Origin of the sequence: Aquibaculum arenosum (assembly GCF_029222965.1) — a bacterium.
Lineage (GTDB): Bacteria > Pseudomonadota > Alphaproteobacteria > Kiloniellales > DSM-21159 > Aquibaculum > Aquibaculum arenosum.
The window spans coordinates 206,688-231,399 of sequence record NZ_JARHUD010000006.1; the positions used below are offsets into that span (position 1 = coordinate 206,688).

Sequence of the window (24,712 nt, forward strand, 5' to 3'; positions counted from 1 at the left end):
GGCACGTCTGGCGTCATACCCGAGGGGGCGGTAAGCTTCGCGCCATGAGCACAGAGACGATAACAACCGGCCGTTTGGCCGAACTGCGCAGGCGCCTGGCCGAGATCGTCGGCGAGCGCGGTCTGATCGAGGACCAGGACGAAAAACTGCCCTACCTGCGGGACCAGCGCGGCCGCTATATCGGCAAGTCGCCGTTGGTGGTGCGCCCGGCCAGCACCGAAGAGGTCGCGCAAGTGGTGCGCCTCTGCGCCGAGGCCGCAGTGCCGCTGGTGCCCCAGGGTGGCAACACCGGCCTGGTAGCCGGCTCGATTCCCTTCGAAGCCGGCGAGGAGATCGTCCTCAATCTCGGCCGCATGAACCGCGTGCGCGCCCTGGACGCGGAGAACTTTACCATCACGGTCGAGGCCGGCTGCATCCTGCAGCAGATACAGCAGGCCGCCGAAGAGGCGGACCGGCTCTTCCCGCTGAGCCTGGGTGCCGAGGGGAGCTGTCAGATCGGCGGCAACCTCTCCACCAATGCCGGCGGCGTGCAGGTGCTGCGCTACGGCAACGCCCGCGATCTGGTGCTGGGGCTCGAGGTGGTGCTGCCGGACGGGCAGGTTTGGGACGGACTGCGCAGCCTGCGCAAGGACAACACCGGCTATGACCTGAAGCAGCTCTTCATTGGCGCGGAGGGAACGCTGGGGGTGATCACCGCAGCCGTGCTGAAGCTCTATGCCCGGCCGCGCGAGGTGGTGACGGCCTTCGCCGCGGTCCGTGATCCCGGAGCGGCGGTCTCCCTGCTCGGGCGCTGCCGCGCCGCCTCCGGCGAAAGCGTGACCTCCTTCGAGCTGCTGCCACGCATCGCGCTCGACTTCGCCTGCCGCCACGTGGAGGGCTGCCAGGATCCGCTGGAGGCCCCGCACGAGTGGTACGTGCTGATCGAGCTCTTTGGCGGGCGGGAAAAGGGCGGACTGCGCGAGGCGCTGGAAGAGACGCTGATGACCGCCTACGAGGAAGGGCTGGTGGGCGACGCTTCGCTGGCGGAGACGGAGGCGCAGCGCGCCGCCTTCTGGCGCCTGCGCGAAGGCGTGGTCGAGGCACAGCGACACGAGGGCGGCTCGATCAAGCACGACGTCTCTGTCCCGGTCTCCCGCGTGCCGGCGTTCATCGCCGAGGCAAGCGCGGCGGTGGCGAAGGCCTGCGAGGGCATTCGCCCGGTGGCCTTCGGGCACGTCGGCGACGGCAATATCCACTTCAACCTCAGCCAGCCCGAAGGCGCGGACACCGCCACCTACCTGGAGCGCTGGGACGAACTTAACAGCCTGGTCCACGACATCGTGCATCGCTTTGGCGGGTCGATTTCCGCCGAACACGGCATCGGCCGCATGAAGCGCGACGAGAATGCGCGCTTCAAGTCGCCGCTGGAGCTGGAGATGATGCGCCGGGTCAAGGCGGCCTTTGACCCGCAAGGCCTGATGAACCCGGGCAAGCTGCTCTGACACATCGAACGACGAAAGAGGGATCCCCCGTGCCCAGCCTGAAACAGCGCCTTGCGCAACCCGAGATCCTGATCGCCCCCGGCGTCTTCGACATGATCTCGGTAAAGATCGCCGACTCCCTGGGGTTCGAGGCGCACTACATGACCGGCTATGGCACGGTTGCTTCACACCTGGGGCTGCCGGATGCGGGCCTTGCCACCTACAGTGACATGGTCTCGCGCGTCAGTGCCTTCACGACAGCCTCCAAGGTGCCGCTGATCGCCGACGGCGACACCGGCTATGGCGGGCTGCTCAACGTCGAGCATACGGTGCGCGGCTATGAGCGGGCGGGCGCGGCGGCGATCCAGATCGAGGACCAGGAGTTTCCCAAAAAGTGCGGCCACACCCCAGGACGCCGGGTGGTGCCGCTGGAGGACATGCTGCGCAAGATCCGGGTGGCGGTGGAGACGCGCGACAGCCAGGATTTCCTGATCGTCGCGCGCACCGATGCCCGTACTTCGCTCGGCCTCGATGAAGCTCTGCGCCGCGGCGAAGCCTTTGCCGAGGCCGGCGCAGACGTGCTGTTCATCGAATCACCGGAAAGCGTGGAGGAGATGGAGCGGGTCTGCCGCAGCTTCGATCAGCCGCTGCTGGCCAACATGGTGGAAGGCGGTCGCACGCCGGTGCTGAGCGGCACGGAGTTGCAGGCCTTGGGCTACAGCCTCGCGATCTTTCCCGCCCTTGGTTTTCTTGCCGCCGGGTCCGCCCTGCGCGAGGCCTATGGCGCACTGCTGAACACCGGCGACAGCCGCCGCTACAGCGGAGAGCTCTATGACTTCATGGATTTCAGCCGCCTGATGGGTTTCGAAGCAGTCTGGGACTTCGAACGGCGCCACGCCGAGGACAAGAAGTCCTGAGGCGCCTTACAGCCGCCTATTCAGGCGGCGGTCCACGATCAGCAGCGCCCAGCTACACAGCGTCGCGAAGAGGAAGAGCAGCAAGGAGACGGCCAGCAGCGTCGGGACATCGTGTCGCTCCATGGAGCGGATGATCATGAAGCCCAGGCCCCGCTGCGAGGCGAAAAGCTCGCCGATCAGCGTGCCCAGCAGGGTGAGCGCAAAACCGATGCGAAAGCCCGAGACGATTTCCGGCACCGTGGCGGGCAGCAGCACGCGCCAGCCGGTGGACAGCGGCCCCATGCGCAAGGCCCGGGCCGTGCGCAGATAGACCGGCGCAACGTTGCGCACGGCGTTCATGGTGAAGATGATCACCGGGATGATGCCGTGGATGGTGCCGAAGGCAACCTTGGCCGACATCCCCAACCCAAAGAGCAGCAGGATCACGGGATAGAGCGTGATCTTGGGGATCGAGTAGAGCGCAACCAGGATGGGCTCGGCCACCTCGCCGGACAGGCGGTGCCCGCCCAGGGTGACGCCAATGATCAAGCCGCCAAGCAGCGCGTAAAGCAACGCCAAGCCGAAGGCATAGAGCGTCTCCCAAACATTGGGCCAGAAACCGGGGTCGAGCAGCAGTTCCACCAGCCGAGACACCGTGGCCCAGGGCGAACTCACCGCCACATCTCCGGCCAGCCAATGCAGCCCCTGCCAGACCACCAGAATGCCCAGGACGACTAGGATGGCATCCTGCAGCCCGCGCGCACGCTCGCTCCTGACGCTGTTGCTTGCCTCTTGTGCCTGCGCCATCGCCTCAGCCTCCCCGGCTGCGGCGAGCGTGCAGCTTCCGCTCCCAGACATGCAGCGCCATGTTCACGACCGTCACGAAGACCAGCAGGAAGACCATGAGCCCGTACATGGTCCGGTTGTCGAAGTTGTTGTAGGCAAAGGCGATCTCGTAGCCCAATCCCGCGCCGGCAAGAATGAACTCGCCGGCCACCACGCCGATGAAGGCATAGGCAACGCAGAGCTTCACCCCGGTGAAGAGATAGGGCGCGGCCGCCGGCAGGGTGATGAACCAGACTTCCGCCGGCCGACTGAACCCCTGCACTCGGGCGGTCTTGAAGAAGACCCGCGGCACCCGGTCGAAGCCATTGAGCGTGTTGATCACCATCGCCACCACGGCAAAGAGGAAGCCGATGGCGATGAGCGGCCAGTTGTTCAGCCCGAAGATGACGATGAACAGCGGATAGAAGATGAAGACCGGCACGGCGTAGTAGCTGGCCAACAACGGATCCACGGCTCGACGCAGCCGGGGCCAGCGGTGCAGCAAGACGCCGACCAGGAAGCCAATGACCACGGCAAAGACGAAAGCCGCGCCGACGTTCTGCAAGGTGAGCAGGATGTCTTCCGTCATTCGACCGGACGCAAGCACCTGCCAGGCATAGACCAGCATCAGGCTGGGGGGCGGCATGGTGTAGGCGTCGATCCAGCCGCTACGACACGCGATCTCAAGCAGCCCGAAGGCAGCAAAAACGACGATCAGGCGGATCAGCCAGACGGGCATCAGGCCTTTGCCCCCCTGCCGCCAATCGCCGCCAGCGACTCCTCGCGCAAGAGTGACCAGAGCCGGCTGGTGATGCGCCCGAAGGCTTCCTCCGAGACGATCCGGCTGTCCCGTTCGCGCGGCCAGCCGGTCTCTAGCACCTCGATGAAGCGCCCGGGCCGCGAGGACATGACCCCGACACGGTCCGAGAGCATCGCCGCCTCGTCCAGCGCATGGGTGATCAACATGATGGTGGCCCCGGTTTCCCGCCAGAGCCGCAATACCTCATCGCCCATCAACAGGCGTGTCTGCTGGTCGAGCGCCCCGAAGGGCTCATCCAGCAGCAGCAGCCGGGGCTTGAGCACCAGGGTGCGCGCGATGCACACCCGCTGGCGCATGCCACCGGAGAGCTGTGCCGGATAGGCGCGGGCGAAGTCCTTGAGACCCATGAACTCCACGGCATAGTCCACCCGCGCCGCCAGATCGCCGCGGTTCACCCCCTGGCGCCGCAGACCGAAGGCGACGTTGTCGTAGACCGTGAGCCAGGGGAAGGAGGCGTCCTCCTGGAAGACGACGCCTATTCCCTCCGGCACCTGTCCGGCGACCGGCTTGCCCTCGAAACGGACCGTTCCCTCCGAGGGCGCGGCGAGGCCGGCCACCACGTCCAGCAGGGTGGATTTGCCGCACCCGGACGGCCCCACCACGGAGAAGAACTCCCCCTGGCGCAGGGTCAGATCCAGCGGTCCCAGCGCGTGGACCGCCGGATTGCCGGCCACCGGGGGATAGACCCGGGTGATGCCCTGGACCTCGACATGCGCTTGCGGCTCCACCCGCGCGGTTTCAGACGCGTGCAGAGCCGCGCTGTCCGACATACTCAACTCCCTGGTTCAACTCCCGGCTGGATCAGGCGAAACAGGAGGCAGCCCGCTATTCGCCCTGCAGGTCCTCCGGCAGATAGCGCTCATCGATCAGACCGGACCAGTCGAAGGGCCCGTCGTCGATGGCATCCACGAGGCGCAGGCCGTCGAGCATATTGTTCATGGCTTCGATCTCGAAGTCGCCGCGGCTCCAGTAGTCGATGGCGGCCACATTCTCGACCGCAGTGATCGCGATCTCCTCGTCCATGTCGTAGACCCGCGCCAGGATCTCGCCGGCCTCACGCGGATTGTCGTAGATGAACTCGACGCCGCGGCGGCGCGCCTCGATGATGCCGCGGATGGTGTCGCCATTCTCTTCCAGATAGTCCGTGCGCACCACACCCACCGTCTGAGTCATGGGGGGCAGCAGGTCGCCGGCGAAGAAGACGGGCTTGTACTTATCCTGCAGCCGGGTCCAAACCGGTTCGAGCACCAGGGCCGCATCCACCACGCCCTCGTCGAGCGCCGTCAGACCTGAGCCGACACCACCGAGCGAGCGGGGATCGTAGTCGTCGGTGGCGATACCGGCGGCATCCATGGACATGAAGAGCACCGACTGGGACACGGAGCGCGGGCTGGTGTAGCCGACTGGGCGGCCTTTCAGGTCGTCGATCTCGTTGACGTCCTCGGCATCGCTGCGAGTCGCCCAGAGCAGGTCGCCCACACTGCGCACACCGGCGTGCACAATGGTGAGATCAAGGCCTTCATGCGCCGCCGCCACCACGGCGGCCAGGGCGGTTTCGCCATAGGGCACCTCGGAAGCCAGCGCGTTTCGCAGCGTCGTGCCGCCGCCTTGCGAGGTGATGAAACCATCGACCTCGATGCCCTCCTCCTCGAAGTAGCCCTGATCCCAGGCCACGGCGAAGGGCACGCCGTACATCAGGACACCCCAATGCGTGACCGTGAGGTCGACTGCCTTCGCCGGCGCGACAAGCAGTGACATCACCCCGGCCGCCGCCAGAACGGGCATGGTTTTCGCAAGTCTCATGGATGTTCTCCCGGTTCCGTGTTGTTCTTTGCTTCTTCGTTCGTTTGACGTTCGCGCCGTACACGCTAGCGAGATTTGCGCTCTGCCCGCAAGCGCCCCACACGCCGTCACCTCACCACCATAATACAGCTCGCGCGCCAGTGCGACACGCCTTGGGTCGCGCGGTCCGCCCGCTTCATGGACAGGGGCGGGCTGGGTGGTTATCTAGACCCGGTGCCCCGGGCAAACATCCGACCGGGCAACCACCGACTTTGTACTCCGTAGGGAAAGCCGAGCCATGAGCGACTATCGCGCCCCGATCGACGAGATGCGCTTCGTACTGCAGGAGATTGCCGGCCTGGCCGACATCGCGACGCTGCCGGGCTACGAGGAAGCAACGCCGGATCTTGTCGATGCCATCCTGGAGGAGGCCGGAAAGCTGGCTGCGGAGGAACTGGCACCGCTGAACCAGCCCGGCGACATCGCTGGCTCCCAACTGGAGAACGGCGTGGTGCGCACGCCCGACGGCTTCGCGGCGGCCTATCGCCACTATGTGGACGGCGGCTGGAACGCCCTGCCCTTCGACAAGGATCACGGCGGTCAGGGCCTGCCCTGGTCGCTGGCCGTGGCGGTACAGGAGATGTGGAACGCCGCCAACATGTCCTTCGCCCTCTGCCCGCTGCTGAATCAGGGGGCCGTGGAGCTGTTGCAGGCGCACGGCTCGCCTGAACAGAAGGAGCGTTACCTGGCCAAGATGATCAGCGGCCAGTGGAGCGGCACCATGAACCTGACCGAGCCCCAGGCCGGTTCGGACGTGGGTGCGGCGCGCACCCGGGCGGAACCCGACGGCGATCGCTGGCGCATTCGCGGCCAGAAGATTTACATCACCTATGGCGAGCATGACATGTCGGAGAACGTGATCCACATGGTGCTGGCCCGCACGCCCGACGCTCCGGTGGGCACCAAGGGCCTCAGCCTTTTCCTGGTGCCGAAGCTTCTGCCCGACGCCGAGGGCAATCCGGCCGAGCGCAACGACCTGCGTTGCGTCTCGCTGGAGCACAAGCTGGGCATCAAGGCCTCGCCCACATGCGTCATGTCCTTCGGCGACAGCGAGGGCGCCATCGGTTTCCTTATCGGTGAGGAAAACCGGGGCATGGAGTACATGTTCACCATGATGAACAATGCCCGGCTTTCCGTGGGAATCCAGGGTGTTGCCATCGCCGAGCGTGCCTATCAACAGGCGCTGAGCTATGCCCGGGACCGCTTGCAGGGCCGGGAAATGGGGAGCCGCGATCCGGATTCCGTGCCCATCATCCGCCATCCCGACGTGCGCCGCATGCTGATGACCATGCGCGCCCAGACCGAAGCCGCGCGGGCGCTGGCTTACTTCACCACCGCATCTCTCGACCGGGCCAAGGCCGATCCCGACCCCGAGGTGCGCCGGCACCAGTCGGTCGACGTGCTCGAACTGTTGACGCCCGTGGTGAAGGCCTGGTGCACCGACATCGGTTGCGAGGTCGCCTCCATCGGCATTCAGATCCACGGCGGCATGGGCTTCATCGAGGAGACGGGCGCCGCACAGCACTACCGCGACGCCCGCATCACGCCGATCTACGAGGGCACCAACGGCATCCAGGCCCTGGACCTGATCGCCCGCAAGATCATGCGCCATGAGGGCAAGCCGGCGCTGCGCCTGCTGGAAGAGGTGCGCGCCACCCAGGCCAAGGTGGGTCAGGCGAAGGGTGCCGCCTTCTCGGCCCTGCGTCGCGGTCTGGACGAGGCGGCGGATGCCTTCGAGCAGGCGACGGGCTGGTTGATGGAGACCTTCCCGGAGCGCCCGCAGGAAGCCGCCGCCGGCGCCACGCCCTATCTGCGCCTGACCGGCACGCTGGCCGGCGGCTGGTTGCTGGCGCGCGGTGCGCTGGCTGCGGCCGAGCAGATCGACGACCCCGACAGCGACACCGCGTTCCTGGAAGCCAAGATCGCCACCGCCCGCTTCTATGCCGACAGCATCTTGCCCGAAGCCGTGGCCGCGGCAGCGGCTGCCATCCGTGGCTCAGCCAGCACGCTGGCGCTGGAAGAGGATGCGCTCTGAGGCGGGCCTGCCGCCAGAAGCCGCAGTGGCTTACCTCGTCCAGGTCGGCTTGCGCTTCTCCAAAAAGGCGTTGAGGCCTTCGCGGCCTTCATCGGAGGCCCGAATGCGCGCGATGCGCTCGGCCGTCTCCCGCCGCAGGGCGGCGTCGGCCGGCGCGTTGGCCACGTCGAAGATCATGCGCTTGGCCTCGCACTGCGCCTGGGAACCGCCAGCCAGCAGTTCGTCCAACAGGCGGTGCGCGGCATCCTCAAGGCGGTCGGGCGCCACCACCTTGTGCACCAGCCCAATGCGGTGCGCCTCCTCGGCGGAGAAGCGCTCGCCGGTGAGGAAATAGCGCCGGGCCGCCCGCGCGCCGATGGCCGCGACCACGTAGGGCGAGATCGCAGCAGGGATAAGGCCAAGGCGCACTTCGCTCAGCGCAAAGCTCGCGGTCTCCACCGCCACCACGAGGTCGCAGCAGGCCAGCAGGCCCACGCCGCCACCATAGGCCGGCCCCTGCACCAGCGCCAAAGTCGGCTTGCCCAGGTCGTTCAGCGCGCGCATCAGCTCCGCCAGGGCCTCGGCGTCGCGCAGGTTCTCCTCCGCCGTGTAGTCGGCGGTGGCGCGCATCCACTTGAGATCGCCGCCGGCGGAGAAGGAGCGCCCCTCCGCCGCCAGAACCACCGCCCGCACCGTCTCGTCGCCATCGATGCCGTGCAGCGTCGCCGTCAGGTCGGCGATCAGGCGGTCGTTGAAGGCGTTGTGGACCTCCGGCCGGTCGAGGGTGATACGCGCGATGCCGCGCGCGTCGTAGCTTTCCCTGAACAGGGGCTTGTCGTCCTGCGGTTCGCTCATGGCGCGGTCCCTCTGCGGTCCTACATGCGGAAGAGGCCGAAGCGCGTCGGCTCGAGCGGGGCGTTAAGCGCCGCCGACAGACCCAGCCCCAGGCAGCGCCGCGTGTCGCGGGGGTCGATGATGCCATCATCCCAGAGGCGCGCCGTGGCGTAGTAGGGATGCCCCTGCTCCTCGTACTGGCTGCGGATCGGCGCCTTGAAGGCCTCTTCCTCGGTCTCGGGCCAGTCCTGCCCGCGGGCCGCCAGCGCGTCTCGGCGCACCGTGGCCAGCACGTTGGCCGCCTGCTCACCGCCCATCACGGAGATGCGGGCATTGGGCCACATCCACAGGAAGCGCGGATCGTAGGCACGCCCACACATGCCGTAGTTGCCGGCGCCGAAGCTGCCGCCGATGATGACCGTGAACTTCGGCACCTTCGCCGTGGCCACGGCGGTCACCAGCTTGGCGCCATCGCGGGCGATACCGCCCGCCTCGTACTTTCGACCCACCATGAAGCCGGAAATGTTCTGCAGGAAGACCAGGGGGATGCCACGCTGGGCGCAAAGCTCGATGAAGTGGGCGCCCTTGAGGGCCGACTCGCTGAAGAGGATGCCGTTGTTGGCCACGATTCCGACAGGATAGCCCCAGATGCGCGCAAAGCCGCAGACCAGGGAGGTGCCGTAGAGCGCCTTGAACTCGTCCAGTTCGCTGCCGTCGACGATGCGCGCGATCACCTCGCGCACGTCGTAGGGCTTGCGCAGGTCCGTGGGAACGATGCCCAGCAACTCCTCGGGGTCGTGCGCCGGTGGACGCGGTTCGCTGTGCTCGAGCCAGGAGGGCTTCTGCCGGTTCAGGTTGCCGACGATGCGCCGGGCAATGGCCAGCGCGTGGTCATCGTTCTCCGCCAGATGGTCGGCGACGCCCGACACGCGGCTGTGCACCTCGGCACCGCCCAGATCCTCGGCGCTCACCTCCTCCCCCGTCGCCGCCTTCACCAGCGGCGGACCGCCGAGGAAAATGGTGCCCTGGTTGCGCACGATCACCGATTCATCCGACATGGCGGGCACGTAAGCCCCGCCGGCGGTGCAGGAACCCATGACCAGCGCGATCTGCGGGATGCCCTTGGCGGACATGTTGGCCTGGTTGAAGAAGATGCGCCCGAAGTGATCCCGGTCGGGGAAGACCTCATCCTGGCTGGGCAGATTGGCGCCACCGGAATCCACCAGATAGAGGCAGGGCAGATGGTTCTGCTCGGCGATCTCCTGGGCGCGCAGGTGCTTCTTCACGGTCATGGGGTAGTAGGTGCCGCCCTTGACCGTGGCGTCGTTGGCAATGATGACGCATTCCCGTCCGGCGACGCGCCCTACCCCGGTGATGATGCCGGCGGCCGGGATCGACTCCCCGTACATTTCCCAGGCGGCAAGCTGAGAAAACTCCAGGAATGGCGCACCGGGGTCCAGCAGGTTGCGCACCCGCTCACGCGGCAGCAGCTTGCCGCGGTCCAGGTGACGCGCGCGTGCGCGCTCACCCCCACCCTCCTTGACCGTGGCGACCTTGGCGCGCAGGTCGCTGACCAGCGCCTCCATAGCCTCGCGATTGCGTTCGAATTCATCGCCGCGCGTGGACAGTGTGGTGCGGATGCGGGTCATGGATCGGACAGGCTCTCTTACTGGATCGAACCGGCCACAGCATGCGCGGCCCACTCCCCGGAGGGCAAGAGCGGCCGCGCTGCTGGTGCAGGTCGCAGGCGTGGCAGAGGTGACAAGGGCGCGTCAGCGCATCGCCACCATGTGCCCGTCGATGGAAAGCGCCTGGCCGCTGATCGTCGCGCCCAGCGGACTGCAGAGATAAAGCGCCATGTTGGCGATATCGTAGGGCGAGACAAAGCACTTGAGCGAGACGTCGGTCAGCAGGCTTTCCTCCATCTCGGCCTCGGAGATGCCGCGCTGCTTGGCCTTTGCCGCGATCACGGCGCGAATGCGCGGCCCTTCCACCGCACCGGGGCAGAGCGCGTTCACGCGGATGTTCGCGTCACCCAATTCCGCCGCCAGCGTCTTGGTGAAGCCAACCGCCCCCCACTTGCTGGCCGAATAGGGCGAGCGCATGGGAAAGGCGAAGATACCGGCTGCCGAGGAGAGATTGATGATCGCCCCGCCCCCGGCCCGGCGCAGATGCGGCACCGCGCGCTTGGCGCAGAGGAACTGACCGGTGATGTCGATGTCCAGCGTGCGTCGCCACTCCTCCTCGGTGATCTCCTCCACCGGGCTGGTCGGTCCGGCAATGCCTGCGTTGTTGATCAGAACATCGAGGCCGCCCAGAGACTCCAGGGCATCCGCAAAGAAGCCGTCCAGCGCCGCGGAGTCCGCAACGTCGCAACGATGCACGCCCGCCTGCGGCAAGGCGGCCGCCGTATCCGCCAGCGCGTTCTCGTCCACATCGCAGAGTTCGACACGGGCGCCGTTGGCGATGAAGGTCTCGGCCATGGCGCGGCCTATGCCGGATGCACCGGCGGTCAGGATCACGCGCTGGCCGCTGACATCGGCGCGCAGCATCGGGGGTTGGGTCATGAATGCCTCTCCTTGTGTTCTGGCTTCCCCCTTATAGCATCGTCATCCCGGCCCGCCCGCAAGTTCCCTCACGTCCGGGGCCGCAATAATCCGCCAGTGCACAATAGGGGTCCTCACCGCAAGCCGGCGCGGTGCAGTCCTTCAAGGTAGGTCTCCAGGTGTTCAGGACGCTTGATGTAGAAGAGGCGCGCGCGGGCCTTCTCGAGGCTGAAATCGGGGCGGACCCGCTCCAGCGCGTTGCGGGCGGCGGCCACCTGGCTGGTGACGCCCAGGTGGCCCAGCGCCGACAGCAGATTGGCATGCGCCGAGAAGTGAGCGTTCGGCACCTGGACCGCACGGCGCGCCACCCGGGCTGCGGTCTCGGGGTCACCGCCGAAGAGATGCGCCAGGGACCTGTACGCATAGAACGCCCAGCGGAAGGGATCGTGGGGACTGAGCGCAATCGCGCGTTCGAAGTGCTCCACAGACTCCTCGATTCGTCCCTCGTAGACCAGCGAATCCCCCAGTCCGCAGTGGGAGACCGCGAGGAAAGGATTGAGGTCCAAGGCATGCTCCAGCGCGTCGATGGCCAGATCGTACTCCTGTCGCACCAGCCGCAGCACCTGGTCGCCCTCGCGCACCGGCAACTTTGGAAAAACCGCTTCGCTGTGCCGGCTCAGGCCTCCGACCAGAATGTGCCGGAAGCGGTTGAACTTCGGCCCGAGCACGTCATTCCAGAACCGAACAAACTCGGAATCGTCGGCGGTCGTAGCTGTCGCCGTGCTGGCTTGCTGTACCTGTGCCATGGAGATCCTCTCCTTTTGCTTCATCACCAGCATGCGCCTGGTCCCATGCGGTTGCTTGACGCCCGAGTGGAGGAAACATGGAGAGGGCCTGGATTCGACTTTCAGGATAACGGCTGAAATCTGCCATTTTCGGGCACGCAGAACAGAATCCACGTTTCGACCGAGATCTCTTCAAGCAAGGCATAGACAACTGCCGCAGTCTTTCCAGACACCTGTTTGTCATGGGAGGAAACGATGCTCGAGCAACGCCAGCTTGTCGTGATTGTGACCCATGGACCCGAAGAGGAACTGGCCTCCGTGGCCTTCACCATCGCCAATGGCGGGATGACCGCCGGTCTCGATGTGGCCATGTTCTTGACCAGCGCCGCCGTCGACATCGTGCGCCACCGCGCCGCCGATCACGCGCACGCCCAACCCCTGGCTAACCTTATGCGCGCTTCCTCGCCCGCGGCGGCACGCTCTGGGCCTGCACACCCTGCGTCAAGGCACGCGGCTACGAGCAAAGCGATCTGCTCGACGGCGTCATCATCACCGGCGCCTCGGCGATGCACGAGCGCATCAAGGCCGGCGCCGCCACCTTGAGCTTCTGACACTATCCTTGGCTGCGGGCCCGGAAGAACTCTTCCGGGCCGCGGCTACCCCTGGGCAATCGGCAGGGGGCCGTCCGACTTCACCTCCTCCATCACCACGTAGGTGTGGGTCTGGGCAATGCCGCCGATGGCGGTCAGGGTTTCGCCCAGGAAGTGGCGATAAGCGGCCATGTCGCGCACGCGCACCTTCAGGAGATAGTCGAAACCGCCCGCCACCATGTGGCACTCCAGCACCTCGGGACGGGCCGCGGCGGCCGCGCGGAACTGCTCGAAGGCATCTGGCGTGGTGCGGTCAAGGGTGACCTGCACGAAGGCCAGCAGCGCCGCATCCAGCTTTGCCGGCGCCAGAACCGCGCGATAGCCAGTGATGTAGCCGGCGCGCTCCAAGCGGCGTACGCGCTCAAGACAGGGTGTGGGACTCAGGCCCACCCGCCGGGCCAGTTCCACGTTCGTGAGCCGCCCCTCCTCCTGCAAGGCGCGCAGAATGCGCCGGTCGATGCGGTCGAGCGGTCGAATCTCCTGCCCGGAATCATATTCTGCCAAAACCCCAACCCCCAGCGTGATATCCGGTCATTTCCCGAAGAACGAGCAGATATTCCGCTTGCTGACGGCTATATTCAAGCCACGGCAAAGCTCGCACCTCGGCGGAAGCGCGCAGCCGACAAGATCCCGACAGCACGTCGAACCCAGGAGGCGCTGCCATGATCCTCGACCCTGCTCTCGCCCAGGCGGGCCCCCTGCGTGAAGCCCTGCGGACCGACACCCGCGCCGACGAGACCCGGGTGGTGCGCCGCCTGCTTTCGGAAGCGGAACTGCCCAGCGCCGCCGTCGATCGCATCGGCAGCCAGGCCCGCGCCCTGGTGGAAGCGGTGCGGCGCTCGCGCATCGGACAGGGCGGGATCGACGCCTTCATGCATGAGTACGAACTCTCCTCCAAGGAGGGCATCGTGCTGATGTGCCTGGCCGAGGCCATGCTGCGCGTGCCCGATTCCTACACCGTGGACAAGCTGATCGAGGACAAGATCGGCGCGGCCGAGTGGGAGCGCCATCTGGGGCACAGCGAGTCCCTCTTCGTGAACGCCTCGACCTGGGCGCTGATGCTGACGGGCCGGGTGGTGCGCCTGGAGGAGGAAGAACGCCGCGACGCCCGCGGTGTCCTGCGCCGGCTGATTCACCGCTCCGGCGAGCCGGTCATCCGCAGCGCCGTGCGCCAGGCCATGCGCATCCTCGGCCGCCAGTTCGTCATGGGCCGGACGATCAAGGAGGCCACCGAGCGCGCGCGCAGCCAGGAAGGCAAGGGCTATCGCTATTCCTACGACATGCTGGGCGAAGCCGCGCGGACCATGGCCGATGCCGAGCGCTACTTCAAATCCTATCGCGACGCCATCGCCGCCATCGGCAAGGCCGCCGCGGGCAAGGGGCCGATCGAGGCACCGGGCATCTCGGTCAAGCTCTCCGCCTTGCATCCGCGCTATGAGTTCGCTCAGCGCGACCGGGTGATGAACGAACTGGTGCCGCGCCTGAAGACGCTCTGCCTCGACGCCAAGAAGCATGACATCAATCTCTGCGTCGATGCCGAAGAGGCCGAGCGCCTGGACCTCTCGCTCGATGTGCTCGAGGCGGTCTCCGGCGACCCGGACCTCAAGGGCTGGAACGGCTTCGGGCTGGCGGTCCAGGCCTATCAGAAGCGGGCCTCGCGGCTCATCGACTGGTTGGCCGACATGGCCCACCGGCACGAGCGGCGCCTGATGGTGCGCCTGGTCAAGGGCGCCTACTGGGACACTGAGATCAAGCGCGCCCAGGAGCGCGGGCACGCAGGCTATCCGGTCTTCACCCGCAAGGCCTCCACTGACGTGTCCTATCTGGCCTGTGCCCGGAAGTTGCTGGCCGAGCGCGATGCCTTTTACCCGCAGTTCGCCACCCACAACGCCCACACCCTGGCCGCCGTGCTGGAAATGGCGGGCGACCGGGATGACTACGAGTTCCAGCGCCTGCACGGCATGGGTGAAGCGCTCTACGAGGAGATCGTCGGCGCGGACAAGCTGAACCGCCCCTGCCGCATCTATGCGCCGGTGGGCAGCCATGAGGACCTGCTGGCCTACCTGGTCCGGCGTCTGCTGGAGAACGGCGCCAACACCTCTTTCGTCAACCGCATCCAGGACGAGGCGTTGCCCATCGAGGAGATCGTCGCCGACCCCGTCGCCCGGGTGCGCGGCCTGACACAGATCCCCCATCCGCACATTCCCCTGCCGGAAAGGCTCTTCGGGGAGGGTCGGCGCAACTCCGCTGGTCTGGACCTCTGGGCCGCCGAGGAACTGGTGCCGCTGGGCAAGGCCATGGCCAAGGCGGCCGAAAGCGGCTGGGAGGCAGCACCCCTGGTCGGGGGCCGTGCCCTCGAGGGGCCGAAGCGCGAAGTGCGCAACCCCGCCAACCGCAAGCAACTGGTGGGCCATGTGGTGGACGCCACACCCGAACAGGCGCAGCAGGCACTGGCCCGGGCTCAGCGCGCCTGGTTCGACTGGAACGCCACGCCGGCGGAAGAACGCGCCCGCTGCCTGGAACGCTACGCCGATCTCATGGAGGAGAACTGCGCTGAGCTAATGGCGCTCTGCACCCGCGAGGCCGGCAAGTCGGTGGCAGATGGCATCGCCGAGGTGCGCGAAGCGGTTGACTTCTGCCGCTACTACGCGCTGCGCGCACGCCAGGATTTCGCCGGGCCCCAGGCCCTGCCCGGCCCGACCGGCGAGCGCGACGAGATCCAGCTCGAAGGCCGCGGCGTCTTCCTGTGTATCAGTCCCTGGAACTTCCCCCTGGCGATCTTCACCGGACAGGTCGTCGCCGCCCTGGTCGCTGGCAACTGCGTGCTGGCGAAGCCGGCGGAGCAGACCTCCCTGATCGCCGCCGCGGCAACGCGCCTGCTGCACCGCGCCGGCATACCCGGCGATGTGCTGCAACTACTGCCAGGCGACGGTGCGGCTCTGGGCAAGACCCTGCTGCCCGACGAGCGGGTGGCCGGCGTAGCTTTTACCGGTTCCACGGCCACCGCCAAGCTGATCAACCGCACCCTGGCCGCGCGTGACGGCGCCATCGTGCCGCTGATCGCCGAGACCGGCGGGCAGAACGCCATGATTGTTGATTCCACCGCCCTGCCGGAGCAAGTGGTGAACGACATCCTCATCTCTTCCTTCCAGTCGGCGGGGCAGCGCTGTTCGGCACTGCGCGTCCTCTTCGTGCAGGACGAGGTGGCGGAACGCACGCTCACCATGCTGGAAGGCGCGATGCAGGAATTGCGGGTCGGCAACCCGGCTGACCTGGCGACCGACGTGGGTCCGGTGATCGACGAGGAGGCCCGGGACATGCTCAACGGCCATGCCAAGCGCATGAACCAGGAAGCCCGCCTGATCGCCCGCACCGCCCTGGGTCCCGACTGCGCCAACGGCACCTTCGTGGCGCCGGCCGCCTTTGAGATCGACTCGCTGTCGAGGCTGCAGGGCGAAGTCTTTGGACCAATCCTGCATGTGGTGCGCTACAAGGCAGACCGGCTGGATCAGGTGGTTGAGGCGATCAATGGCACTGGCTTCGGCCTCACCTTCGGGCTGCACACCCGCATCGATTCCACCGTCGAATACCTCCGGCATCGCGTGCGGGCCGGCAATCACTACGTCAATCGCAACATGATCGGCGCCGTGGTCGGGGTACAGCCCTTCGGCGGCGAAGGCCTCTCCGGCACCGGCCCCAAGGCGGGCGGACCACGCTACCTGCACCGCTTCGCCACCGAGCGCGTCATTTCCATCGACACCACGGCCGCGGGCGGTAATGCCTCTCTCATGTCATTGGACGAGGAACTGCCGGTCTGAGGCGCGATCGATCAGGCCACCCTCTGAAACAGGAAGATTGATTCCCCGCGGTGCACTGGCCAATCTGCTTCGCAGAACAGAACCAGGCTGGGGGACAGGGGCGTGGCAGAAGCAGCGGACGAGACGCGCGGGCGCAGTTCGGGCACGAACAAATCAGGAATCCGACGGCGCGATTTTCTCGCTGGCGTCGGCGCCGCTGCTCTGGGCTCCGCCCTGCCCTTCTTCCCCCGCGCGGCCATCGCTGCCGGCAGCGGCGAAAGCGCACCCGCCGGCGCGGAGATCGCGCGCATCGGTATTTATCCGCCCATCGGCATCTGCCGTGTTGGCGGCAGTGATCAGTGGTTTCTGGCCCCGGAAGTGCCCGGCCTGCCGCCGCAGCCCGAAGGCGGCTTCAAGGACGGCGACCAGGCGATCAAGAAGCAGGCCCAGCGCTTTCGCCTCTATGCCTTCGACGCCGAGAACCGGGTGATCGGCGAGATCACCGCAGAAGAGGCGGAGATCGAGTGGGAGGTGCATGTCGCGAACACCAAGGCGGCCTGGTACGGCTTCACCAACCCGCTGGACAACGGCGCGCTGGCACCGGGCATCCCGGGCCGGAAGCGCAACGACTACATCGTGCCCAATACGGAGCGCGAGCGCATGTTGGTCATCGACGGCGGCGCCACCCGCATCGCCGGCGCGGGAACCAACCCGCGAGGTGACGATCCGGCCTATGCCATGAGCGATCGCTTCTTCGACCTGGAGGAGGTCGGCCTGGGCCACCTGCGCACGGACGACAATGGGCGCCTGCTCGTCGTGCCGCCGGACGGCCGCTCCGACAGCCCCAACGGCAGCCCGATCACCAACTTCGCCGACAACGACGGCTGGCACGACGACTGGTGCGACGGACCGGTCTCGGCCCGGGTGCGCCTGCCCGACGGGCGCAGCCTGGAGGCGGAGCATGCCTGGGTCGCCTGTGCCGGACCCAACTTCGCGCCGGAAATTCCGCCGATCACCACGCTCTACGACACCATCGAGGACCTGAACCTGCGCGAGGGCTGGCGCGAGGCGCCGGCACTGCCGCTGTCCTTCCGCGAGCACATCTATCCCATCTTCCATCGCCTGGCGCTGATGGAGTGGGTCTCCGCCGCAGCGCATTTGCGCCAGGGCTGGCTCGACATCGGCGACTTTTCCGACCCCGACTACCTGGCGCGCCTAGCCGTCCCCGAGGAGGACAACGCCGCCTTCCGTCGCTCGGTCTTCGAGAAGTTCCGCAACCCGCGGGCTCAGGGCGAGGACGCCTTCCGCGAGGAGCAGCACAAGCTGCCCTACATGCTGGGCGACGGCATCAACTACAGCGGCAGCCCGCTCTTCTGGTTCCAGTTCCCCGAACGGCAGTACGGCTTCCTGGAAGCCTGGGCGGCGGGTGATTTCGTGGACGATCTGCACGAGCCGGAGGCCGAAGCGATTGTGACACTGGAGGATATCCCCATCGCCCGCCAGCCGGAGGCCCTCACCCGCGCGGCCCTGGAGCCCTGCTCCGGCGGCGCCTTCCATCCCGGCGTCGAGCTGACCTATTACCTGCGCCACCGGGAAATGTACGCCATCGCTCACGGCCAGAGCCGCGAGCCCTTCCGCATCGCCCGGGGCAAGCGCGAGAGCCTGATCCAGGACATCGGCAGGCTGCTCACACCCGAGGCGGCTTTCGCGGGCGGCAACGGCGCACCGCCACCGATCGGCCCGCAGATGCCGGGCGACCTGACCCGCTGGATGGGCCTGCCCTGGCAGTGCGACGTCTTCAGCTGCCAGCAGGTGGCGCTCCAGAGCGACTTCCCCACAGCCGTCTGGTGGCCGGCGCTGATCCCGGTGGACGTGCTGCAGGAGGAATTTTACGAGCAGATCATGCGCGACGACCTTGATGCTGAGCAACGCCAGCGCTTCTTTCAGCATCGTGTTGCCTGGACCCGTGGCGTGGCCGGGATCGGCTATCACGCCGAAGCCAGCTACACCGATGGCATCGTCAGCATGATCCAGCTTTGGGAGCGCATGGGTTTCGTGGTGAAGCGCCCGGGCCCGCAGGATGCGCAGCGCCCGACCGGGCTGCCCAGCGAGCTGTTCGTCGAGACCGGCCGCGGCTCCATGGAACGGCGCACCGACTGGACAGCCTCGGATGGGCAGACGCTCTGAGCCGGATGTGACCGAGCGGCCTCCCGTAGCAGTGATCGGCGGCGGCATCGCCGGCGCGGCCGCCTGTATCTCCCTGGCCCGGGCGGGTTGCCCGCCGCTCTGGCTCGCCCCGCCGGCAGAGCAGCAGGCGCAGGCTTTCGGCGAATCCCTGGGGCCGGGCGCCAGGCCCATCCTCAAAGCCCTAGGCCTGGAAGACCTGCTCACCTCCAGCGCTCACCGCCCTGCCAACGCCAGCTTTTCCGCCTGGGGCAGCGATCGCCTCACCGCCCGCCACGCCGCACTGCAGGCGGGGCCGCCGGGCTACGTGCTCGACCGCCTGCGCTTCGAGGCCGATCTTCGTGCCCGCGCCGCGGCCCTTGCGGAACGGCTTCCCCATCGCCTGAGCAGCGCGGCGGGCGAGGACCAGGTCTGGCGCTTGCACCTTTCCAACGGGGAAAACTGCACCGCCTCCGCAGTGGTGGACGCGAGCGGCCGCGCCGCCGTTTTCGCCCGCCGGCACAGCCCCTTGATCCGCCGCGATCGCCTGATCGCTGCGGCCACCCTGCTGCGGCAGCACGACCTTTCCGTCGAGCCGACCCGGGCCACGCTCATCGAGGCCTTGCCGGACGGCTGGCTCTACGCGGCGCTGCTACCCGATGAGGCGCTTTCGCTGGCCTACTTCACCGATCCCGACCTGATGCCGGCCGGGATATCGCGCGACCCGCAGGTGCTCGCTGCTGTCCTGAAGCAGAGCCGCCACATCGCGCGCTGGATTGCGGAGGCCGGCTTTGTGCCTGAACGTCCGCCGCGCCTCTACAGCGCCGGCACCACGCGCATTGCCGCGCCCGTCGGACGCAACGGCAGGCTTCCGCCCTGGATGGCGGTCGGCGATGCGGCCGCGGCTTTCGATCCGCTGTCTTCCCACGGCATGACGACAGCGCTCTGGGGCGGCTGGAAGGCGGGCGAAGCCATGGCTGCCGCCCTGTCCGGCGATCGCAGTGGGCTGGACGCCTATGCCGCTGCGCTCGCCGAAGGCATTGCCGACTTCGACCGACAGCAGGCGCGCTTCTACGCCGCCGAGACCCGCTTTCCCAACAGCCGCTTCTGGGCTGCGCGTCACCCGAACTGAAGCGAGGGCCTCAGGCGATCAGGCTGAGCGCTGTCGGCCAGGAAGACTGCGATAGACGCTGCGCAGGAGATGGGCTGTGTGAAAACGAAAACGGGCCTTCTTGCGGGCGCCTTGCACGCGAGGGGCGTGGGGTCTGTGCAGTGAAGGTGACGTCAGGCCGCCTGGCCGCGGCGCAGGCGATTGGCGAAGCGCTCCGGCACTTCGACCTCGAGGCTGAGGATGCGCGAGGCCAATGACTTGCCGTAGTTGTCTAAGCAGAGGCTGCGGGAAACGCCGCCGCCCAGTGCGCCTTCGCACACGAAGTTGAGCACGCCGAGACGATCCACGGCATAGCGGGTGACCTTGCCGGTGATGACGCCGGCGTAGTGCGCCTTCAGCGCCTCCTCGGTCACCTGTTCCTTGAGCACTTCGTAGAAGTCCTGCTCATAGGCGATGACGGTGATGTTGCAGGTGTTTCCCTTGTCGCCGGAGCGGCTGTGGGCGATGGCCCGGACCGGAACTCTCATGTTGGCGTTCCCTCTCACGCAAAATCGATCTGTGGGCGAACCAGGTCGCGGTCGACCAGCATCGACCAGACGCCGATCACCTCGCGCACGCGCTCGCCGTGGGGCACGCGCTTGCCCGTGGAGCCCAGGCCGGAAACGGCCATGCCGTCGACCTCGCGCCCCGCCTTTTCGGCCTCGGCACGGGTCTTGGCCCGCACGGCCACGCGCACGGCCACCTCGTTGGGTTCATAGTCGATGGCCGGTGACGCCGCCCCGTGGATCGCGTTGACGCCCAGAAAGTCGATCCGCAGTTCCTCGGCCTGCAGGTTGACGATCTTGAAGCGCTCGCGCAGCACGCGCTCGGCCAGCTTCGCCTTCTCCAGACAACCGGGGCCGGCATAGAAGAACATGTCCTCGCCCACGAAACCCTCTTTCACAGCCACGGAGACCTTGAGGGTGGGCGTGCGATCACGCCCGCCGATGTTGCGCACCCGCACCCGGTCGTTGCCCAGTTCCTCCACATCGGAGGTGGTGAAGTCGACGACGCTGTCTGGCGTGATGTAGTTGGCCGGGTCGTGCACCTCGTAGAACATCTGTTCCAGCACGGTGCGCCGGTTCACCGCGCCGCCGGTACCGTCGAGCTTCGTGATGACGCAGTCGCCGTTGCTCTCCACCTCGGCGATCGGGAAGGCGAGATCCCAGGGATCGGGAACATCCTTATAGCCCGGATCGACGAAGTAGCCGCCGGTGACCTGGGCGCCGCACTCCATGAGGTGGCCGATGCCTGAACCGCGGGCGATCAATTCCGCCTGCTCCCGGGTCCAGCCGAACTCGTACATCATGGGCGCAAGGAAAAGCGAGGGATCGGCCACCCGCCCGGTGATCACCACGTCGGCGCCGGCAGCCAGTGCCTCTACGATGGGGTCAGCGCCCATGTAGGCTTCGGCAGAAACGATCTCGCCACGAATCTCGTCCAGGGATCCGCCGGTCTCAATCACCGTGCCGGTCAGCTGGTCCATCTTGTCGGTGATCAGCGAACCGGACACCGCCGCCACCTTGAGGTCGGGATAGCCCAACTCGCGGGCGATGGCCTTGACGTGGCGCGCTGCGCCCAGCGGATTGATCCAGCCCTGGTTGGAAACAATCTTGGTGCCGCGCTTCAGGCAATGCGGCAGCACGGCACGAAAGCGGTCATCGAGATAGGTGTCATAGCCGGGAAAGTCCGGATCGCGGCGTTTGCGCACCTGCGCGGTGGAGATGGTCGCCTCAGCCATGGTCTCGAAGCAGAGATAGTCGATATCACCGCGCGCCGCGTTGGCCTCGGCGGGCGAAATCCGATCGCCCCACCAGGCTGAGCCGGATCCGATTCTAAGCGTCATGGATCTTTTTTCCTCCCTATCGCAGAAGCGCCTGCGCCATGTATGATACGTGATATATCATCTTGAATGGATGACCACTGTCAAGCGCTCGCGGCACATGCTACCGCTGACTGCACCTGCTCAGACCGGATCGCACTTGATCTGAACGACACGGTTTCAGTTCAAATGCGTGAATCCGGTCTGATTACAATGAGGACAACACCCGAAGGACACCCCCATGGCACGGGACATCGTCGACCTTTCGCAACGCGATAGCCTCGCCCGGCTCGCCTACAATCAGCTGCGCGACGAGATCATCAGCGGCCTCTGGAAGCCCGGTGAGAAGATCAGCATTCGCCAGCAAGCCGAGCGCTTCTGCATCAGCGTGACCCCGGTGCGCGAAGCCATGCTGCAGCTCACCGCTGAACAGACCCTGCGGCTCGAGCCGCGCAGCTTTTCCATACCGGTGCTGAGCAAGGAAGAGTTCATCGAGATCCGCAAGATCCGCTCGGCGCTTGAACATCTCCTGACCCTGGAAGCGGTGCAGCGGCCCGACCCGGCCCTAGCCAAGACGCTGGATGCCATTCACACCCGCCTGATCGCTGCCAAGCAGTCCGGCGACTTCCGCACGGTGATGATCGAGAATCGGCACTTCCACTTCACGCTCTACGACAAGGCGGGCCTGCCCCAGGCCTGTGCCATGGTGAAAACCCTCTGGGCGCGCAGCGGCCCCTATCAGCACAGTCTCTACCTCAAGCACCCGGCCGTGGACCCCGCCAGCCATGACCACCTGCGGGTGTGTCGCGCGGTCGCGGTCGGCGATGCCAAGGAAGCCGCCGCCGCCATCGTCGAGGACATCACCCTGCGCGGGGTGCGCCTGGAAGACCGCCACTACTCGACCTTCGATGATGCCGTGCAGCGCGACTCCGGCGCTGGGGAACGCAGGGCCAGGGCCAACAGCGCATAGGTATGATCCGACACGCCGGGCTTATTCGATAAAGCCGGGCCTATTCGATAAAGATCGTGACGCTGGCCGCCTCACCCCTGGCGTCGACGACCGAGAGAGTGGAGAAGCCGGGCCCCGGTGGTGACCAGGTGGTGGCGCGACGGCGCTCGCTGCCGCCCACCGGCCGCCCGTCGGCAAACCAACGGAAGGGCGGGCGTCCGCCGTCGAGCTTGATGACCAGCGGCGCAGCCGCAGCCTCGCCCAGGGCCAGATCGACCCGCGCCCCGTCGGGCGGATGGACGATCACTGGCGCCGCCTCCGCACCGGCGTCCGCGCCGTTGGCCAAGGGCAGGTCCCCGGCGAAGCGACGCAAGGCGGCAGGCAGGGCGCCGTTGCCTGCCACGAGTGTATCGGGTGGTGGCGGAGGCAGCGCTGCGCGCGTGGGCGACACGCGGCGGAAGGCGTCGAACAGGATCGGGGCGGCCGCGGTCCGCCCGGTCATGCCCGGCACCGGCGCGCCATCGGGACGACCGACCCAAACCCCGATCACGTGCTGCCCGTCGAAGCCGATCGCCCAGGCATCGCGGTAGCCGTAGGAGGTGCCGGTCTTGTAGGCGATTGCTTCCCGCCCTTGTCCGGGCGGCGCAGGGGTGCCGGAGAGAACATCGGACACTAGCCAGGCGGCGCGGCTGTCGAGAAACTCGCCGACCAATGGTACGCCCTCCTCCGGCGCACGGCGCAGCGCCACCGGTTCACCGCCGCGGGCCATGCCGGCATAGAGCCGCACCAGATCATCCAGGGTCAGGCCGACACCACCCAGACCCACGGGCAGGCCGGCGGCACCCTGGCGCGGCAACACCGGCGCTACGCCGGCGCGGCGCAGACGGGCAGTCAGGCGGCTGGGGCCGACCGCTTCCAGCAGCCGCACCGCCGGCACATTGAGCGAGGCCTGCAGCGCGTGGCGCACGCTGACCGTGCCCTGGTGAGCCAGTTCGAAGTTCCGGGGACGATAGCCGGAAAAGCTCACCGGGCGGTCTTCGATCAGCGTTTCGGGGTGAGCAACACCGGTCTCGAAGGCGAGGCCGTAGATCAGCGGCTTCAGGGCCGAGCCCGGCGAGCGTACCGCGTGCACCATGTCCACATGGCCTGCCCGCGCGTCGGCAAACAGACCCGCAGAACCAACCTCGGCAAGCACCTCGCCGCTTTGGTGGTCCGCCACAAGGATGGCCAGCGAGGCACGCGATCCAAACGCCTCCACCCGCTCCCCTGCCAGCGCCTCGAGACGAGCCTGAAGCGAGGCATCCAGCGTCACGCGGAGCACGGCTTCGTCCGGGGCGCCGGCCGCAACCCGCCGGGCGAGATGCGGGGCCCGGGCCGGCAGGGCAAGGCGTGCCTGAGGCACGGGCCCTGCCAGCGCCAAGGCAGCTTCGGCGTCGGTGAGTGTCCCCGCAGCGGCGAGGCGGGCGATCACCCGATCGCGCGCCGCCTGCGCCTCTGCGGGAAAGCGGTCCGGCCGGCGCCGTTCCGGTGATTGCGGCAGGGCGACCAGTAAAGCCGTCTCCGCCGGGGTCAGCCGCCGGGGCTCCTTGCCGAACCAGGCGAGCGCAGCCGCGCGGATGCCCTCGACGTTCCCGCCATAGGGCGCCAGGGTCAGGTATAGCTCCAGCATCTCCGTCTTGGTGAAGGCAAGCTCGAGCCGCAGCGCATCACGCATCTGGACGAGCTTCGTGCGCAGGCCGCGCGCGCCCGGCTGGGCCAGGAGCCGTGCCACCTGCATGCTCAGCGTCGAGGCGCCTGAGACGATCTCACCGTGACGCGTCCACTGCCAAGCCGCCCGCAGGACCGCCAGCGGATCGACACCCGCGTGGCTGTAGAAACGCGAGTCCTCGTAGGCCACCAGCATCTCAACAAAGCGAGGGTCCACCTCCTCCAAAGCAACCGGCAGCCGCCAGCGGCCATCGGTGAGGGGAAAAGGCCGCAGCAGCGTGCCGGATCGGTCGAGCACCTGACGCGACACCTCCACGGCCCGCGCACGCTCCACCGCAGCGTCGCCCGCCTCGTTGAAGAGAAACAGTAGGGCGAGCGCTATTGGCGCCGCGACGGCGATCACGATGGCCGCCACCGCTCCCAATACTGCCCGTCGAAACCGCCGCGTCATG

General features: G+C 67.2%; 20 protein-coding genes and 1 pseudogene. 8 read left to right on the top strand and 13 right to left on the bottom strand.

The window, feature by feature from the left end:
- Nucleotides 1-44 precede the first annotated feature (44 nt).
- Together P2G67_RS11385 and P2G67_RS11390 are read left to right on the top strand one after the other, a co-directional pair.
- On the top strand, nt 45-1,481 hold the full coding sequence (locus P2G67_RS11385; protein WP_275823153.1) for an FAD-binding oxidoreductase: 1,437 nt from the start codon (nt 45-47) through the stop codon (nt 1,479-1,481).
- A gap of 29 nt (nt 1,482-1,510) precedes the next feature.
- A complete protein-coding gene (locus P2G67_RS11390; protein ID WP_275823156.1) occupies nt 1,511-2,377 on the top strand; it encodes an isocitrate lyase/PEP mutase family protein in 867 nt (288 codons plus the stop codon).
- 6 nt (nt 2,378-2,383) lie between these two features.
- Here the strand turns inward: P2G67_RS11390 and P2G67_RS11395 are convergent, their stop codons facing one another.
- From P2G67_RS11395 to P2G67_RS11410, 4 genes are read right to left on the bottom strand one after another with little or no spacing between them, the layout of a single operon-like run.
- On the bottom strand, nt 2,384-3,163 hold the full coding sequence (locus P2G67_RS11395; protein ID WP_275823158.1) for an ABC transporter permease: 780 nt from the start codon (nt 3,161-3,163) through the stop codon (nt 2,384-2,386).
- A gap of 4 nt (nt 3,164-3,167) precedes the next feature.
- On the bottom strand, nt 3,168-3,920 hold the full coding sequence (locus P2G67_RS11400) for an ABC transporter permease (RefSeq protein ID WP_275823159.1): 753 nt from the start codon (nt 3,918-3,920) through the stop codon (nt 3,168-3,170).
- Nucleotides 3,920-4,771, bottom strand: a complete 852-nt coding sequence (locus P2G67_RS11405; RefSeq protein WP_275823161.1) for an ABC transporter ATP-binding protein — start codon at nt 4,769-4,771, stop codon at nt 3,920-3,922. The genes P2G67_RS11400 and P2G67_RS11405 overlap by 1 nt, the downstream gene beginning before the upstream one ends.
- Before the next feature lie 55 nt (nt 4,772-4,826).
- Nucleotides 4,827-5,804 (bottom strand): ABC transporter substrate-binding protein, encoded by a 978-nt coding sequence (locus P2G67_RS11410; RefSeq protein ID WP_275823163.1) that lies wholly within the window; start codon nt 5,802-5,804, stop codon nt 4,827-4,829.
- Between the two features lie 277 nt (nt 5,805-6,081).
- Here P2G67_RS11410 and P2G67_RS11415 point away from each other — a divergent pair, with 277 nt between their 5' ends.
- Entirely contained in the window at nt 6,082-7,878 is a 1,797-nt protein-coding gene (locus P2G67_RS11415) for an acyl-CoA dehydrogenase (protein ID WP_275823166.1), read from the top strand.
- A 30-nt stretch (nt 7,879-7,908) separates the two neighbouring features.
- On the opposite strand, the gene P2G67_RS11420 is transcribed toward P2G67_RS11415, so the two are convergent.
- The 5 genes from P2G67_RS11420 to P2G67_RS11440 form a co-directional block, all read right to left on the bottom strand.
- A complete protein-coding gene (locus P2G67_RS11420) occupies nt 7,909-8,712 on the bottom strand; it encodes an enoyl-CoA hydratase-related protein (RefSeq protein WP_275823168.1) in 804 nt (267 codons plus the stop codon).
- 20 nt (nt 8,713-8,732) lie between these two features.
- On the bottom strand, nt 8,733-10,340 hold the full coding sequence (locus P2G67_RS11425) for a carboxyl transferase domain-containing protein (RefSeq protein ID WP_275823170.1): 1,608 nt from the start codon (nt 10,338-10,340) through the stop codon (nt 8,733-8,735).
- A gap of 123 nt (nt 10,341-10,463) precedes the next feature.
- Nucleotides 10,464-11,258: an SDR family oxidoreductase gene (locus tag P2G67_RS11430; RefSeq protein ID WP_275823172.1), complete on the bottom strand. Its 795-nt coding sequence runs from the start codon at nt 11,256-11,258 to the stop codon at nt 10,464-10,466.
- A gap of 113 nt (nt 11,259-11,371) precedes the next feature.
- The gene (locus P2G67_RS11435) at nt 11,372-12,043 is read right to left on the bottom strand and encodes a tetratricopeptide repeat protein (protein ID WP_275823175.1); all 672 of its coding nucleotides are present in this window, start codon (nt 12,041-12,043) and stop codon (nt 11,372-11,374) included.
- A 219-nt stretch (nt 12,044-12,262) separates the two neighbouring features.
- The gene (locus P2G67_RS11440; protein WP_275823177.1) at nt 12,263-12,451 is read right to left on the bottom strand and encodes a hypothetical protein; all 189 of its coding nucleotides are present in this window, start codon (nt 12,449-12,451) and stop codon (nt 12,263-12,265) included.
- 47 nt (nt 12,452-12,498) lie between these two features.
- On the opposite strand from P2G67_RS11440, the pseudogene P2G67_RS16430 reads away from it, so the two are divergent.
- A pseudogene (locus P2G67_RS16430) lies at nt 12,499-12,633 on the top strand (DsrE family protein); the annotation flags it as partial.
- Nucleotides 12,634-12,678: 45 nt separating this feature from the next.
- Here P2G67_RS16430 and P2G67_RS11450 read toward each other — a convergent pair.
- A complete protein-coding gene (locus tag P2G67_RS11450) occupies nt 12,679-13,176 on the bottom strand; it encodes an Lrp/AsnC ligand binding domain-containing protein (protein WP_437124258.1) in 498 nt (165 codons plus the stop codon).
- A 158-nt stretch (nt 13,177-13,334) separates the two neighbouring features.
- Between P2G67_RS11450 and putA the strand changes: the two genes are divergently transcribed.
- The 3 genes from putA to goxB all read left to right on the top strand — a co-directional run bounded on the left by putA (nt 13,335) and on the right by goxB (nt 19,764).
- Nucleotides 13,335-16,490 carry a bifunctional proline dehydrogenase/L-glutamate gamma-semialdehyde dehydrogenase PutA gene (gene putA, locus P2G67_RS11455; RefSeq protein ID WP_275823179.1) on the top strand — a complete coding sequence of 1,052 codons (3,156 nt, stop codon included), beginning with the start codon at nt 13,335-13,337 and terminating at the stop codon, nt 16,488-16,490.
- Between the two features lie 102 nt (nt 16,491-16,592).
- On the top strand, nt 16,593-18,656 hold the full coding sequence (gene goxA, locus P2G67_RS11460; protein WP_275823181.1) for a CTQ-dependent glycine oxidase GoxA: 2,064 nt from the start codon (nt 16,593-16,595) through the stop codon (nt 18,654-18,656).
- Nucleotides 18,640-19,764, top strand: coding sequence for a glycine oxidase maturase GoxB (gene goxB / locus P2G67_RS11465; protein ID WP_275823183.1), 1,125 nt, complete (start codon nt 18,640-18,642; stop codon nt 19,762-19,764). The genes goxA and goxB overlap by 17 nt, the downstream gene beginning before the upstream one ends.
- Nucleotides 19,765-19,916: 152 nt before the next feature.
- Here goxB and P2G67_RS11470 read toward each other — a convergent pair whose 3' ends face one another.
- Complete coding sequence (locus tag P2G67_RS11470) at nt 19,917-20,270, bottom strand: AtuA-related protein (protein ID WP_275823185.1); 354 nt, start codon at nt 20,268-20,270, stop codon at nt 19,917-19,919.
- Nucleotides 20,271-20,284: 14 nt separating this feature from the next.
- Complete coding sequence (locus P2G67_RS11475; RefSeq protein ID WP_275823187.1) at nt 20,285-21,628, bottom strand: acyclic terpene utilization AtuA family protein; 1,344 nt, start codon at nt 21,626-21,628, stop codon at nt 20,285-20,287.
- 217 nt (nt 21,629-21,845) lie between these two features.
- Between P2G67_RS11475 and P2G67_RS11480 the strand changes: the two genes are divergently transcribed.
- Nucleotides 21,846-22,574 (top strand): GntR family transcriptional regulator, encoded by a 729-nt coding sequence (locus tag P2G67_RS11480; protein WP_275823189.1) that lies wholly within the window; start codon nt 21,846-21,848, stop codon nt 22,572-22,574.
- A 40-nt stretch (nt 22,575-22,614) separates the two neighbouring features.
- Here the strand turns inward: P2G67_RS11480 and pbpC are convergent, their stop codons facing one another.
- The gene (gene pbpC, locus P2G67_RS11485) at nt 22,615-24,711 is read right to left on the bottom strand and encodes a penicillin-binding protein 1C (protein WP_275823191.1); all 2,097 of its coding nucleotides are present in this window, start codon (nt 24,709-24,711) and stop codon (nt 22,615-22,617) included.
- Nucleotide 24,712 lies beyond the last annotated feature (1 nt).

Excerpts from the sequence above, each read along its gene's own strand:
- P2G67_RS11480 (WP_275823189.1), top strand. The coding sequence starts at position 21,846 with ATGGCACGGGACATCGTCGACCTTTCGCAACGCGATAGCCTCGCCCGG.
- P2G67_RS11405 (WP_275823161.1), bottom strand. The coding sequence starts at position 4,771 with ATGTCGGACAGCGCGGCTCTGCACGCGTCTGAAACCGCGCGGGTGGAG.
- goxB (WP_275823183.1), top strand. The coding sequence starts at position 18,640 with ATGGGCAGACGCTCTGAGCCGGATGTGACCGAGCGGCCTCCCGTAGCA.
- P2G67_RS11430 (WP_275823172.1), bottom strand. The coding sequence starts at position 11,258 with ATGACCCAACCCCCGATGCTGCGCGCCGATGTCAGCGGCCAGCGCGTG.
- P2G67_RS11395 (WP_275823158.1), bottom strand. The coding sequence starts at position 3,163 with ATGGCGCAGGCACAAGAGGCAAGCAACAGCGTCAGGAGCGAGCGTGCG.
- P2G67_RS11425 (WP_275823170.1), bottom strand. The coding sequence starts at position 10,340 with ATGACCCGCATCCGCACCACACTGTCCACGCGCGGCGATGAATTCGAA.
- P2G67_RS11415 (WP_275823166.1), top strand. The coding sequence starts at position 6,082 with ATGAGCGACTATCGCGCCCCGATCGACGAGATGCGCTTCGTACTGCAG.
- P2G67_RS11410 (WP_275823163.1), bottom strand. The coding sequence starts at position 5,804 with ATGAGACTTGCGAAAACCATGCCCGTTCTGGCGGCGGCCGGGGTGATG.
- P2G67_RS11400 (WP_275823159.1), bottom strand. The coding sequence starts at position 3,920 with ATGCCCGTCTGGCTGATCCGCCTGATCGTCGTTTTTGCTGCCTTCGGG.
- P2G67_RS11420 (WP_275823168.1), bottom strand. The coding sequence starts at position 8,712 with ATGAGCGAACCGCAGGACGACAAGCCCCTGTTCAGGGAAAGCTACGAC.
- pbpC (WP_275823191.1), bottom strand. The coding sequence starts at position 24,711 with ATGACGCGGCGGTTTCGACGGGCAGTATTGGGAGCGGTGGCGGCCATC.
- P2G67_RS11435 (WP_275823175.1), bottom strand. The coding sequence starts at position 12,043 with ATGGCACAGGTACAGCAAGCCAGCACGGCGACAGCTACGACCGCCGAC.
- P2G67_RS11475 (WP_275823187.1), bottom strand. The coding sequence starts at position 21,628 with ATGACGCTTAGAATCGGATCCGGCTCAGCCTGGTGGGGCGATCGGATT.
- P2G67_RS11470 (WP_275823185.1), bottom strand. The coding sequence starts at position 20,270 with ATGAGAGTTCCGGTCCGGGCCATCGCCCACAGCCGCTCCGGCGACAAG.
- P2G67_RS11385 (WP_275823153.1), top strand. The coding sequence starts at position 45 with ATGAGCACAGAGACGATAACAACCGGCCGTTTGGCCGAACTGCGCAGG.
- putA (WP_275823179.1), top strand. The coding sequence starts at position 13,335 with ATGATCCTCGACCCTGCTCTCGCCCAGGCGGGCCCCCTGCGTGAAGCC.